Source organism: Aulosira sp. FACHB-615 (assembly GCF_014698045.1).
Classification (GTDB): domain Bacteria; phylum Cyanobacteriota; class Cyanobacteriia; order Cyanobacteriales; family Nostocaceae; genus Nostoc_B.
In genome coordinates this window covers 66,785-80,450 of sequence record NZ_JACJSE010000006.1, presented here as the reverse complement: position 1 = coordinate 80,450, position 13,666 = coordinate 66,785, and the positions used below count along the sequence as shown (strand labels likewise).

Genomic DNA, 13,666 nt, shown 5'->3' with positions numbered 1-13,666 from the left:
ATATAGGACTAATATTTGATTTCTGAAATGTATGTAGGATGTGTTAGCGACAGCGTAACGCATCTACCGCCGAGTTTTCGGTGCGTTAAGGCTTACGCCTAACACACCCTACACATAATCAGCACTTTGCTGTATTAACTTCCCAAAGAAGGTAAGAAACTGACAATCTGCGGGAAGACAATAATTAACAACACAACTAATAATTGCAGCAGAATAAACGGTATGACACCACGATAAATATCAGATGTGGTTACTTCTGGAGGTGCAACACCACGCAGATAAAACAAAGCAAAACCAAAAGGTGGTGTTAAAAAGGAAGTTTGCAGATTTGCCCCCAGCACTACACCATACCAAACCAAATCAATGCCTAATTGCTGGGCAACAGGCACAAATAAAGGTATGACGATAAAGGCAATTTCAAAAAAGTCGATAAAGAAACCGAGGATAAACACCACAATCATACTGACGGCTAAAAAGCCGACTTTCCCACCAGGAAGATTGGCGAGGACATCAAACATAAATTGATCGCCATTTAATCCTCGGAATACTAAGCTGAAAGCTGTCGAACCAAACAAAATGAAAATCACCATACTGGTGATTCGTAAAGTAGTATCACATACTTGACGCAGAGATGTTAAGGTTAGTTGACCATTGGCTGCTGCTAAAGCGATCGCACCGACACAACCAACTGCACCTGCTTCTGTCGGCGTGGCAATGCCAAAAAATATACTCCCTAGCACTAGTAAAATTACTACCAAAGGCGGCAACATAACCTGAATTACCCTTCTCCCCAAGGCTTTACCGCCAATTTCTCGGACTTCCGCAGGCAAAGCGGGTGCGGCATCTGGTTTTAAAAATGCCACAATCAGCACATGCAGCGCAAAGGCACTAGCCATCATCAAGCCGGGAATCACCGAGCCAATAAATAAATCACCTACAGACACACCAAGTTGGTCGCCTAAAACGACCAAAACCACACTCGGCGGGATAATTTGCCCTAAAGTACCTGAAGCCGCAATTACACCTGTGGCTAATTGTTTGTTGTAACCATAGCGCAGCATAATCGGCAGCGAAATTAAACCCATCGCTACCACCGTGGCTGCTACAACACCAGTAGTTGCAGCCAGCAATGCTCCCACCAATACCACTGCTAAGGCCAGTCCACCCCGCAACCGTCCCAACAAAATCCCCATTGTTTCTAACAGCCGTTCCGCAATGCCAGATTTTTCTAGCATTGACCCCAGAAAAATAAAGTAAGGAATCGCTAACAGGGTGTAATTAGCCATAATCCCGAAAATTCGCTGGGGCATAGCGGTGAGAAATATCGGGTCAAACACACCCAAACTAATGCCCAATAAACCAAAAACAATAGCCACACCACCCAGGGAAAATGCCACGGGATAGCCCAGAGATAACAATACCAAAGCACCCGCAAACATCAGCGGCCCTAGCCATTCATAAGCCAGTGTCACGTTGTTCCTCCTCTGTTGCTAGTTTGCCTTGGATAATTGCCCAGTTTTTAATTGCTTGGGAAATTCCCTGAAAAATCAGCAATATAAAGGAAACAATAATCATTGCTTTGATTGGGTAGCGGGGTAAACCACCAGGATCAGGGGAATTTTCCTGAATTTGCCAAGAAGCAATGATGGTATCCCAGGAAAAAATGATGACCATCACACAGAAAGGAATTAGGAAAAATATCGTACCTAATAAATCTGCAATAGCTTTGCGCCGTCGTTGCCAATTACTATAAAAAATATCTACGCGGACGTGTTCGTTATGCTTTAAGGTGTAAGCTGCACCCAACAAAAAAACTAAATCAAAAATATACCACTGGGCTTCGATATAAGCGTTGGATGTGAGGTTACTGCCAATCAACCGCCCTACATATCGCCCAACAACGTTCCATACTCCCAGGATGACCATGACTAGCACCAGCCAACTGGTACATCGACCGATAAATTCAGTACAAGTATCAATAATTTTTGAGATTTTTAAGAGTTTCTCCAATGGTGGTATTACCTCTGTCGTGATGATGGGGAGTTGGGGAGTTGGGGAAAGAGTGTTTTATGTTTGGTTTTAAGATTTTCTCATAAATCACTGACTTAAGAATAGAGACTAGAAGTTATACCAATTTAATGTGAAGTTGCACATATTTCGATCCCCCTAAATCCCCCTTAAAAAGGGGGTTGGGGGGATCACAGAGTTTGAAAACACACCCTGCACCCTTGCCTCTCAACTCGACTGTCGCCAGTGGCTAGGGTGTTCAAGATCATCAGGTAGCCGGGTTGTGCGATCGCCTACTGCCATGCCAATCTGTTGTGAGTCTAAGTTTTTCACCCCTGTGAGAATTGCACCTTCTAGTTTGACATCACACAAATTTGTGCCGAATAAATTCGCGCCGATGAGGTTGGCTTTTGATAAATTCGCTTCATACAAAACTGCCCGATTCAAGTTCGCACCCATGAGGTTAGCTTGATATAAATCAGCTTCTGTCAAACTGGCTTCGGTGAGGTTAGCAAAAAAGACTTCTGTTTGCTGGAGTTTGGCAGCATTTAAATTTGCCCCAGATAAGTTAGCGCCATTTAAGTTGGCTCCTTGTAAGTTCGCACCAATTAATCCTGCTAAATGCAAGTTAGCTTTACCCAGCTTTGCCCCTTGTAAATTAGCCAGAAACAATTTTGCACCCGCGAGGTTAGCAACTTTCAAGGTTGCCTGTTGTAAATTCGCTTTATACAGGTTTGCTCCTTGTAAGTTGGCTGTACGCAGACTTGCATTTTGCAGGTTAACTGCACGCAAGTTTGCCCCTTGTAAATTGGCACGATTCAAGGTTGCCCCTTGTAAGTTGGCTTGCCGCAGGTTGGCTTTTTGTAAATTGGTTTCGTAGAGAATGGAGCGTACCAATTTGGCACTGTTGAGGTTAACTCCCGAAAGGTTAGCACCGCGTAAATCTGCACCAGAAAGGTCAGAACCGCGTAAATCTGCTCTTTCTAAATTAGCGCCGAGTAAATCTGCTCGCCGGATATCTATATTGCGTAAATCTAATTTTTGACTTTCTAACTCTAATAGGGAATTACGTCTACCAATGATTGTCAGAGCGGCTTGGACATCCCGGCGAATTTTGGGTGCGGCTTCACTATTTTGTTTGGTTGCCAGTACCCGACTTTTGGGTTTACCCCAGTATATTGGCTGTGCATCTTCTTCTTTAAAGAGTTCGCCTTCTGTGGGAATGCCTGTATTCTCCCGTACAAACGCCGCCAGAATTTCCATAATTGTCCAGTGTTCTTTAGGAAAATCCTGGGCAATGCGTTCTAAAACATAAATTGCACCGATGCGCGTTTCAATTCTTTCATGACCAAGCTGCGTAATAGCAGCCATAAATCTATCTGCTATCAATCTGTCTTGGGAGATTTGCGTATTTTGCAGATTTACTTCGACATTTTTTTCGGAGGCGATCGCATTTTTTTGCATTGCCTCGGCCCGTTTACCTGCATAATAGGCATTAATCATCACTGCCAAGCCTAAAAACATAATCGCAGTTGTTGTTAATGCTTGCGTTCTGTATTGTATTTGCTGCGAAATTGATAAATCTTTTTTACTGGAGGCAGCAAAAACAACTATATTCAGCCCCAGTGCCAATACAACTGTTGTACCTATCAACCAACGCAACATTTTGTCTGTCTTATTTGCAGACATAGGAATAAGATTCCTCACACTACAGAATTATTACTTAGATATTGGGATGAGTATAACATTTCGCTCAAGATTTGAATAGGAAATTACGGATTTTTATTGATATGACTTTGATGTTTTAAATTGTCTTTGTAATGATATTGTGACAACCCCAGAGATTATCTTGAATATTTGCGAAAAATAGAGTAGTTTTCCACCGTGGTTCAGTGTCACTACTTAGACTTGTACTGTCAGAAACTAATAATAATATTGCAGAATCTGTTCTATATTCAGTGTGAATTGTGTTTATCCGGAAAATTTTGCTTCTCGGAAATTAGCACCCTCAAGTATGGCATCTTGCAGATTAGTTTCAGACAAATTAGCGAGATAAAAGTTCGCTTTGACTAAATTTGCTTGGGCGAGATTTGCACCCACTAAGTTAGCCGCACTGATAATTGCTTCTGTGAGGTTCGCACCAACTAAGTTAGCCTGGGATAAGTTAGCAGCACAAAGAATTGCACCACTGAGATTTGCCCCCGCCAGATTCACTCCTGATAAATTAGCTTGGTAGAGATTCACACCTGCAAGGTTTCCACCACTGAGATTTGCTCCGCGTAAGTCTGTATAACTCAAGTCAAGTTGTTCTGATGCTAGAGATTTTGGGGTGTATGTTGTTGTGATTACTTGCAATGCAGCCTGAATATCTGGGGCAATTTTGGGTGATGACTGACTTTTAACTTCCTGGTTTGTTTTGTAATCAGAGTTTTGCCGCACAAAAGCCGTGAGAAACTCCATAATTTCCCAGTTATCTTGTTTATGATAATTAGCTAATGCTCCGAGTTCAGCAATTCCCTGCAATCTGATATCTAATATTTGATGATGTAGCTTCTCTACTGCTACTCTCAAACTTTTTTTACAGCTTTTTTGTGAAGTATGCTGCTGTTTATCGTGACGCTTAATTATCCCCAAAAAGATATCAATCAATAAATTTTTATTAACTGCAATATTTTTTGCCGGATGCTTAAACTTGCTGATGTAAGTAAACATTTTTTAAGATTTAAACAAGATATTGTTGTGTTTTATTCTCTAAAATCAGTAAAATTTCGTCATTGGTAAATATAATGATTATTTCAAGCCAACAATGAGAAAATATCACTACGTCTAAAGACAGAAATTCAGGTTAATACTTTGAAGATTGGTTGTATACAACAAGATACCTGACTTCTTTGAGAAGTATTCCTATAGTAGGTTGGGTGTAGCGATAGCGTAACCCAACAAAATCTTGAGAATGTTGGGTTAGCTTCCTCCACCCAACCTACACCAGTCTAAGTTGTTGCTTTGATATGTATTTACAGTAACGATAGTTACACCAAAATTACTAACTTAAGAGATAGTTTCAAAAAGAGTAAATATATGTTCAGTTTATTAAAATAGGTTTAGCCATCATGGAATAGTTTAGTTTATGCTAAAACGCAGCTTTTTTGTTGGACTATTGATGTCACTTTTGACATTTCTCAGTATCAGTAATCTACCAACTGCTGCACTGTCAAGTAACTCTTTTCCTCAGACTTGGCAAGGTACATGGAGTGGTACATTATACGATCGCACTGTATCCGGCAAATCTCAAACTGTACCTATGAAGCTGCGGATTAAACTCATCTCGCAAGATCCCATCCGCTACACTTGGCAAATCACCTATGGAACAGGAAGTAAAAAGCTGGTACGTAACTATGAATTAGTTGCTAAAAATCAAGATGCTGGACACTTTGCCATTGATGAAAAAGATGGAACTATCATTGATACTTGGTGGTTAGGAGAAAAACTCTACAGTCAATTTAGAGTTAAAAACCTGCTACTGAGTACACAATGTCAACTACAAGATAACAAGCTACATTATGAACTTGTGGTTTATCAGCCTACTACAACACCAGAGTCAAATTCCACAGAGCAACCATTTTTTGAAAGCTATCAGCTTCGCACTATTCAGTTTGCTACACTGACACCTGTAAAATCAGACATTGCTGATTAATGAAATGAATTTTAGTGCGATCGCATCTGACTTGAGAATATAGCAAAAAAAAGGGAGACAAGGAAGAGAGATGTTTGTCAATCATTGAAGATTGCTACAATTGCAAAGGCTTGAAACATCCATCTTTTAATTTTGGTTTCCTGCATCTGTGCAACGCTAAACACAATTATTGATTGTAATTTTTCAGTATAGCCTTTGCTACTTTATCTTGATCAGCAGGACTTACGCACCAAGATTGTCTATGAAGATTGGGTGTAAGGGTTTGTGGCGTAAGGGTTTTAGATACATACACACGCCAGTGGCTCCCCTATACCCCTACACCCTTGCCAAAACCCTTGATTTTTCGTTTTTATGCGTAAGTCCTAACCAAAATAAACATTTAATATTCTTATGCTTGATTAAAAGCAATCAATTTTTGACTAATATAGTTTTTTGTGAATGACTAAATATTACTAATTGTTAACAGATTTTTGCTTAACTGTCTTAACTGTCTTAACTGTCTTTACAAACTTAATTCTTAACTGTCTTAACTGTCCTTGCATAGATATTAAATTACTGGTATACATTTAATTGCAAAAATAATTTCCTTCAAGGAAAGCACCATGTCTACAAACACAATTAAAAATGTGAATGTCGGACTGGTACCATTCTTTGCACGTTTCTTGGAAGAACAAACCGCAGAAGGAGAAACTCCTTCTTGGCCTTGGACTTTCAAGTTTCCTTCAGATTCAGAAGATACTTAGTAATTTTCTAAAATCTGAAGTCAAGGGAGTGGCAGTGATTGATTACATGATTAATAATTGCTAACCCTGGATAAAAACCAACATCAAGGAATAATACTATGTCTACCAACACAAACAAAGCAGCAAACGTAGAAGCAGTACCTTTCTTTGCTCGTTTCTTAGAAGAGCAAGTCTCTCAACAAGCAGATAATACTCCTCGCCCACAAACTCTCAAGTATCCTTCTGATTGGGAAGATTATTAAATCGAGTTAGTTTGAACTCAAGTGAAAGGAGTAGCAGTGATTAATTAACTGCTGCCCCTGAATAAAAATCAACATCAAGGAATAATACCATGTCTACCAACACAAACAAAGCAGCAAACGTAGAAGCAGTACCCTTCTTTGCTCGTTTCTTAGAAGAGCAAGTCTCTCAACAAGCAGATAATACTCCTCGCCCACAAACTCTCAAGTATCCTTCTGATTGGGAAGATTATTAAATCCAGTTAGTTTGAACTGAAGTGAAGGGGGTAGCAGTGATTGATTAACTGCTGCCCCTGAATAAAAACCAATATCAAGGAATAATACCATGTCTACCAACACAAACAAAGCCGCAAACGTAGAAGCAGTACCCTTCTTTGCTCGTTTCTTAGAAGAGCAAGTTGCTCAACAAGCAGATAATGCTCCTTTTCCTACAACTCTCAAGTGGCCTTCTGATTGGGAAGATTTTTAAATCCAGTTAGCTTGAACTGAAGTGAAAGGAGTAGCAGTGATTAATTAACTGCTGCCCCTAGATAAAAACCAATATCAAGGAATAATACTATGTCTACCAACACAAACAAACCAGCAAACTTAGAAACAGTACCCTTCTTTGCTCGTTTCTTAGAAGAGCAAGTTGCTCAACAAGCAGATAATTCTCCTTGGGCTGACACTAAAAAGTGGCCTTCTGATTGGGAAGAGTATTAAATCCAGTTAGCTTGAACTGAAGTAAAGGGGGTAGCAGTGATTGATTAACTGCTGCCCCTAGATAAAAACCAATATCAAGGAATAATAGCATGTCTACCAACACAAACAAACCAACAAACGTAGAAGCAGTACCTTTCTTTGCTCGTTTCTTAGAAGAGCAAGTTGCTCAACAAGCAGATAATTCTCCTTGGCCTTCCACCCTAAAGTACCCTTCTGATTGGGAAGATTTTTAAATCCAGTTAGCTTGAACTGAAGTGAAGGGAGTAGCAGTGATTAATTAACTGCTGCCCCTGGATAAAAACCAATATTGAGGAATAATATCATGTCTGCAAGCATAAACGAAGCCGCAACCCTAAAAGCAGTACCTTTCTTTGCCTATTTCTTAGAAGCGCAATATGATGAAGAGCCGCCTAAACCATCTGAAGAAGAACCCCAACCTATTCCAATCTGGACTTTGAAGTGGCCTTCTGATTGGGAAGAGAGATAAACCTTTAAGAACTAAAACTGTCGAGCAGGCGATCGCATTTATTAACCCGACTTCTTCAAGAAGTTGGGATTATCAGCAAAGCTTTTTTAGATTTTTACAACATAGATAATATTATGCAATTGTCTGGTGATGTTGTTTTATTAATTACCCACAGTGGAGATTTCTTCACAATAGATAGAGTCGCAGAAGCCTTAGCCAGAAAAGGGGCGCAACCATTTCGTCTAGATACTGACAAATTTCCTTTAGAACTACAATTAACCGCACATTTTGGTAAGTCTAAAAGCTACCACACAATAGAATATGACAACCAATTGATCAGCACAGAACAAGTGCAAGCAGTATGGTTACGCCGAATTTGGGAACCAAACCTCAGTCCAGAATTAGCGCCTAAGTTCCGCGAAGCTTGTATTAACGAATCAAAAGCAACTTTAAATGGTTTTTGGGATAGCCTTAAACAAGCTCGTTGGGTAGATAATCTAGAACGGATAGATTATGCAAACAACAAGCTGCGTCAACTGCGAATCGCCTCAGAAGTAGGTTTTGTAATTCCTCAAACCCTTGTTACCAACAAAGCCGAAGCCGCTAGAGAGTTTTTTGGGCAAGTTAACGGCAAAATGGTGAGCAAGCTGTTAACTGCACTTTCTCACAGTATGCAGGCTACCTCTTCGTTCTTTCTGTATACCAGCGTTGTCAAAGAAGAAGACTTACAAGATGCGGAGTCGCTGCGCTACTGCCCAATGATTTTTCAAGAGCAAATCTCCAAGCAGCAGGAATTACGGGTGGTGTATGTGAATGGCGAAGTCTTTGTTGGGGCGTTGAATGCAGATGTGTATGCAGCAGCCAAAGCTGATTGGCGTAAACCCGGTATAGAAATAGGTGCATGGCAACATCATGAACTTCCTGATGAAGTAGTTCTTCGTCTCCAAACTTTTATGGGCAGGTTAGGGCTATTGTTTGGCTCGTTTGATTTTATCCTCACCCCATCAGGAGAATACGTGTTTTTGGAAATCAACCCTGTCGGTGAGTGGGGAATGTTAGAGAAAGATTTAGACTTGCCCATTGCCAATGCGATCGCCGATGCACTGTTGCAAACCGACAAATAACATATAGCAATCCTATTTGATATGCAAACAACCCAGACAAGGGAATAGATATGTTTGTGGATAATTTAGGGTTACCGTAGCAAAATTTTACACTTCATACTTCACACTTTTTATGACAGCATTAATAGTTACCTTTAGCAACGACAACGAAAGCATTCCTTTAGTTATCAAAGAAATAGAAGCTAGAGGCGAAAAAGCATTTCGGTTTGATACAGATAGATTTCCCACTGAAGTCAAGCTAGATATTTACTCTGGTGATACGGAAAGAGTCATCATTACCGATGGTGAACAACAGCTTGATTTAAGCGAAGTTTCGGCCGTTTGGTATCGGCGGATGCGCTATGGGCATCAAATCCCCAATTCAATGGACAAGCAATACAGAGATGCTTCCATTCAGGAATGTCGCGTCACTGTCAGAGGTATGATTGCCAGCCTTGGCGGATTTCATTTAGATAAAATGTTCAATGTAGATCGGGCAAATAATAAGCAATTACAATTGCAAACTGCCCAGAAAATCGGGCTTTTAACTCCGCGTACCCTGACTACAAATAATCCCACAGCCGTCAAACAATTTGCCAAAGAATGTCCCCAAGGTATTGTCACCAAAATGCTGTCTTCCTTTGCAATTTATGATGAGCAAGGGCGAGAGAACGTTGTGTTTACCACTCCAATGACCGAAGATGATTTGGAGGATATGGAAGGACTACGTTTTTGTCCGATGACTTTTCAAGAAAACGTACCCAAAGCATTGGAGTTGCGGACAACTATTGTGGGGCATCGGGTATTCACCGCCGCAGTCGATTCACAAAGCTTAGAAGGTTCTACCTTTGATTGGCGTAAAGAAGGTAAAGCCTTAGTTAAAAATTGGCAACCCTACAACTTACCCGAAGATATTGAGAAAAAGCTACTCACCTTGATGGCTGAGTTTGGCTTAAACTATGGAGCGATTGATATTATCGTTACCCCTGACAACCGCTATGTATTCCTCGAAGTTAACCCAGTTGGGGAATTTTTCTGGATGGAGGTATATTCACCTCATTATCCCATTTCTCAGGCGATCGCCGAAATTTTACTCACTCAAAAGTAATCAAACTGTTAAAAGATTTTTCCTTTTTTCTGAGGTTGTAACTGATTAGTACACCGTTAAAAACACAGCAAGAAATTATTAGTCGATGCAACTTTTCTAGAGGAATTAAATGATGTCAACATCTGACTTTGATTTTGAAAGAATGCTTCATCCAATAGACTCAAGCACTTTCTTGACTCAATATTGGGAAAAACGCCCTTGTCTGGTTTCTCGCAGTGAGCAAGATTACTATTCTGAACTTCTTTCAACTAAAGATGTTGACTCCATTATTCAAGCTCACGGATCTGATCTTGGCAACACTCGACTAGTCAAGGAAGGGTCTTGTTTCAGTCATAATGATGATGTTGAACTCAATCACTTCTACAAAGCCTATGCTCTTGGTTATACGGTGATAGTCGGGGGAATTAATGAGCGTTGGCAGCCAATATCAACCCTGCATAGAAATTTAGAAGTTTTCTTCAATCATCCGACGAAGATTAACCTGTATATGTCACCAAAGAATTCGCAGGGTTTTCCGCCTCACTTTGATGATCATGATGTGTTTATCTTGCAAGTTGAAGGCTCAAAAAACTGGCGTATTTATGATTCCCCTATCGCTTTGCCGCTTGTTTCTGACCTAAAGTATCAGGATAAATTTAAAAATCAACTAAAATCGCCTGTAGCGGAATTTTGCCTCAATGCTGGTGATTTATTATATATACCTCGTGGCTATATTCATGAAGTATTCACGACAGAATCTCCTTCTCTACATTTAACAATTGGTATCTATTCATTCAAATGGTTTGATTTGATTAATAGTGCTGTGACTTTATTAACTCAAAAAGACGTTCGTTTCCGAGAGTCACTACCAGTAGGATTTTTGCAGCAGGGCGAAGCTAAAGTTTCATTACAAGAGCAATTTCAAGAACTCCTGCAAACTCTTGCAGACAAATCAGAAGCTGAGTTAGCAATTGAAGAAATTGCTACAAGATTTTTAGGTAAAATGTCTCCACTAGCAAACGAGCATTTCTACCAACTCCAAAATATTGAAAATCTCACCTTAGATACAATTGTTAAAAAAAGAAAAGGTATATATCGTGTTATAAAAACCATTAGTCAGGTTGGTATTCAATTTGCAGGTAACACTGTTATGGAATCAAATAGATCAGAACGAGCCATTCGTTTCATTGTAGATTCCGAAGAGTTCCCCATCAGGGCTTTACCAGGTCTGATTGATAATAGCAAATTAAACTTAGTATGCCGTTTAATTCAAGAAGGGATATTAACCATCGCTTAGACTTATTTATAAAATTACATATAGGAATCCGGTTTGATTTCTGAATTTATTTGTGTAGGTCGGGAATAGGGAATGGGGAGTCGGGAGTAGGAAAGAAGCCTGATCTGAATGTACTAATTTTTTTCCCAAATCAAATATGAGTCCTATATATAAAATTTCTTAAACTTAAACTTTATTAATTAAGCTTTATTTTTTTGGAGGATTAAAATGCTGTGATCAAGACGCAAACAGTTTTAACATTTGATGGCGTAGATGATTATATAGATTTTGGCAGAAATGATCTTGGTGGTGTTTTTGCACAAGGAAGTTCCGCCTTCACAGTTTCAGGCTGGCTAAACCCTCATAAATTAACCAATAAAGCCACTAGCTACGGAACTCGCAATGTATTTTTAGCTCGTTCTTCAGAACGATACAGTGATAATTTTGAATTTGGTATTAGTGAAGCAGGAAGCCTAGATATTTACATTGATGAAACTGTGACTAAGGGGATTAAAACCTTTGGACAAGGAGAGTTAACGATAGGAGTATGGCATTTTTTTGCTATTGTTTTTAATAGTGGGCAACTCACAATCTATCTAGATAAACAACAATATACTGATTCTCTAAGAGGTACAGCTTTAAATAAAGCAACCAGTCCTTTAACTCTTGGTGCAACATTACATAAACGTGTATATTTTGCTGGACAATTAGCTAATATTAGTGTCTGGAATTATCCTTGCACCTCAGAACAAATCCAAGTTCATCGTTGTGGGTTAATAGCAGGGGATGAACCAGGATTAGTTGCTTATTGGAAATTAGATGAAGGTGAAGGAAAGACTGTCAAAAGTCAAACTGTCACTGACCACCAAGGAAATTTACGTGGGAATCCTAGTTGGGATGTGGCACAAATCCCCTTGGCAAATCAATCATCGCCACAAGATGAAATAATCACTACGACAGAAGAAGAGATTTCACCAATCACGACAAATTTATTAGCAGCAACAGTCTCTTTAACTAATCAAGAAGAAGCAACACCAACTAATAATCAAGATTCAGATATTCTACTCAATTTAGTAACTCTCCCGCTACAAATTACCGAACCAATACCAGAATCTACTAGTCAAAGTGAAGTTGAAGATAATGTTCAACCCGCAGAGGTAGCAACATTAATTGAAAACCAAGTAACAGAAACTATGGAAACTACAGCCAAATCCAAATATAAAATACTGTCTATTGATGGAGGTGGTATTCGGGGGATTATTCCAGCACTTTTGTTAGCAGAAATTGAAAGGCGGACACAAAAACCGATATTTAGTTTGTTTGATTTAATTGCTGGTACTTCTAGTGGAGGAATTTTAGCCCTCGGACTCACACAACCTCGACTAACTTCTAAAGCATCTGAATCTGAAGAATTATCTGCTGAATACACGGCTGAGGATTTACTGCAACTCTTTCTTGAGTATGGTGTAGAAATATTTTATGAGCCATTTTTTGAAAGAATATTAGGGCCAATAGAAGATATATTTCTTCAACCAAAATATCCTTCAAACAGCAAAGAAGAGATTTTAAGACAATATTTTGGTACTGCATCTCTAGAAAATAATCTGAAAGAAGTTTTTGTAACTAGCTACGACATTGAAAAGCGAGTTCCTATATTCTTTACTAATCAGCACCACAAAGAACAAATAGAATCTCAAAAATTTCGCAATTTGTGTGGAGGTTTTTCGCTGTTAGATGTAGCATTAGCTACTAGTGCTACTCCCACTTATTTTGCTCCCCATCGGATTCCGACTTCTCACAATATTAGTGGCTTTTACACTTTAATTGACGGTGGAGTTTTTGCTAATAATCCAGCCCATCTAGCTATTATTGAAGCACAAATTAGTAGTAAAAAAGAAGCTAATAGAGTCCTCAATCTAGAAGATATCTTAGTAGTTTCTTTAGGTACAGGTTCTTTGACGAGTGTTTATCCTCATAATTCAGTCAAAAATTGGGGACTCTTGCAATGGACTAGACCACTTTTAAATATTGTGCTTGATGGTAATAGTGAAGTAGTATCTGGAGAATTAGAACGGTTGTTTGAACCTAGCCATCAAGATGCTAGAAGTTCTTACTATCGATTTCAACCATTTTTAGATGAGGAACTAGAAGCAATAGATAATATCAAACTTCCAAATACTCGTAAGCTACAAGCTGTAGCCCATCAATTAATTGCTGAATATAGCCAACAAATTGATGAATTATGTAATCTATTGTTGGTATGAGCAAGATTAATTAATAATTCCTGGATTGAGAGAAATTATTAATTAATTTACTGGTCATTTTTTCACCATATAAGGATAGTTGGTA

The 13,666-nt window shown here is 39.2% G+C and carries 16 protein-coding genes; 12 read left to right on the top strand and 4 right to left on the bottom strand.

Annotated elements, in window-relative coordinates; translation table 11 throughout:
* Positions 1-134 precede the first annotated feature (134 nt).
* The 4 genes from H6G77_RS12180 to H6G77_RS12165 form a co-directional block, all read right to left on the bottom strand.
* Complete coding sequence (locus H6G77_RS12180; protein WP_190590130.1) at positions 135-1,472, bottom strand: TRAP transporter large permease subunit; 1,338 nt, start codon at positions 1,470-1,472, stop codon at positions 135-137.
* Complete coding sequence (locus H6G77_RS12175; RefSeq protein ID WP_190670840.1) at positions 1,456-2,010, bottom strand: TRAP transporter small permease subunit; 555 nt, start codon at positions 2,008-2,010, stop codon at positions 1,456-1,458. Before H6G77_RS12175 ends, H6G77_RS12180 begins: the two co-directional genes overlap by 17 nt.
* Positions 2,011-2,235: 225 nt before the next feature.
* A complete protein-coding gene (locus H6G77_RS12170) occupies positions 2,236-3,696 on the bottom strand; it encodes a pentapeptide repeat-containing protein (protein WP_190871690.1) in 1,461 nt (486 codons plus the stop codon).
* 282 nt (positions 3,697-3,978) lie between these two features.
* Positions 3,979-4,719 (bottom strand): pentapeptide repeat-containing protein, encoded by a 741-nt coding sequence (locus H6G77_RS12165; RefSeq protein ID WP_190871689.1) that lies wholly within the window; start codon positions 4,717-4,719, stop codon positions 3,979-3,981.
* Between the two features lie 415 nt (positions 4,720-5,134).
* On the opposite strand from H6G77_RS12165, the gene H6G77_RS12160 reads away from it, so the two are divergent.
* The 12 genes from H6G77_RS12160 (at position 5,135) to H6G77_RS12105 (ending at position 13,581) form a co-directional block, all read left to right on the top strand.
* Positions 5,135-5,701, top strand: coding sequence for a hypothetical protein (locus tag H6G77_RS12160; protein ID WP_190590134.1), 567 nt, complete (start codon positions 5,135-5,137; stop codon positions 5,699-5,701).
* 602 nt (positions 5,702-6,303) lie between these two features.
* Positions 6,304-6,444, top strand: a complete 141-nt coding sequence (locus H6G77_RS12155) for a microviridin/marinostatin family tricyclic proteinase inhibitor (RefSeq protein WP_190590135.1) — start codon at positions 6,304-6,306, stop codon at positions 6,442-6,444.
* Between the two features lie 98 nt (positions 6,445-6,542).
* The gene (locus H6G77_RS12150; protein WP_190590136.1) at positions 6,543-6,686 is read left to right on the top strand and encodes a microviridin/marinostatin family tricyclic proteinase inhibitor; all 144 of its coding nucleotides are present in this window, start codon (positions 6,543-6,545) and stop codon (positions 6,684-6,686) included.
* A gap of 89 nt (positions 6,687-6,775) precedes the next feature.
* Positions 6,776-6,919 (top strand): microviridin/marinostatin family tricyclic proteinase inhibitor, encoded by a 144-nt coding sequence (locus H6G77_RS12145; protein WP_190590136.1) that lies wholly within the window; start codon positions 6,776-6,778, stop codon positions 6,917-6,919.
* Between the two features lie 89 nt (positions 6,920-7,008).
* Positions 7,009-7,152 carry a microviridin/marinostatin family tricyclic proteinase inhibitor gene (locus H6G77_RS12140; protein WP_190590137.1) on the top strand — a complete coding sequence of 48 codons (144 nt, stop codon included), beginning with the start codon at positions 7,009-7,011 and terminating at the stop codon, positions 7,150-7,152.
* Positions 7,153-7,241: 89 nt separating this feature from the next.
* Positions 7,242-7,385, top strand: a complete 144-nt coding sequence (locus H6G77_RS12135) for a microviridin/marinostatin family tricyclic proteinase inhibitor (protein WP_190871688.1) — start codon at positions 7,242-7,244, stop codon at positions 7,383-7,385.
* An 89-nt stretch (positions 7,386-7,474) separates the two neighbouring features.
* Positions 7,475-7,618, top strand: a complete 144-nt coding sequence (locus H6G77_RS12130) for a microviridin/marinostatin family tricyclic proteinase inhibitor (RefSeq protein WP_190590139.1) — start codon at positions 7,475-7,477, stop codon at positions 7,616-7,618.
* A gap of 89 nt (positions 7,619-7,707) precedes the next feature.
* Positions 7,708-7,872, top strand: coding sequence for a microviridin/marinostatin family tricyclic proteinase inhibitor (locus H6G77_RS12125; protein WP_190590140.1), 165 nt, complete (start codon positions 7,708-7,710; stop codon positions 7,870-7,872).
* A 113-nt stretch (positions 7,873-7,985) separates the two neighbouring features.
* Positions 7,986-8,975, top strand: coding sequence for an MvdC family ATP-grasp ribosomal peptide maturase (locus H6G77_RS12120; RefSeq protein ID WP_190670858.1), 990 nt, complete (start codon positions 7,986-7,988; stop codon positions 8,973-8,975).
* 112 nt (positions 8,976-9,087) lie between these two features.
* Complete coding sequence (locus tag H6G77_RS12115; RefSeq protein WP_190590142.1) at positions 9,088-10,062, top strand: MvdD family ATP-grasp ribosomal peptide maturase; 975 nt, start codon at positions 9,088-9,090, stop codon at positions 10,060-10,062.
* Between the two features lie 109 nt (positions 10,063-10,171).
* Positions 10,172-11,338 (top strand): cupin domain-containing protein, encoded by a 1,167-nt coding sequence (locus H6G77_RS12110; RefSeq protein ID WP_199331473.1) that lies wholly within the window; start codon positions 10,172-10,174, stop codon positions 11,336-11,338.
* A gap of 212 nt (positions 11,339-11,550) precedes the next feature.
* Positions 11,551-13,581 (top strand): patatin-like phospholipase family protein, encoded by a 2,031-nt coding sequence (locus H6G77_RS12105; protein WP_190590143.1) that lies wholly within the window; start codon positions 11,551-11,553, stop codon positions 13,579-13,581.
* Positions 13,582-13,666 lie beyond the last annotated feature (85 nt).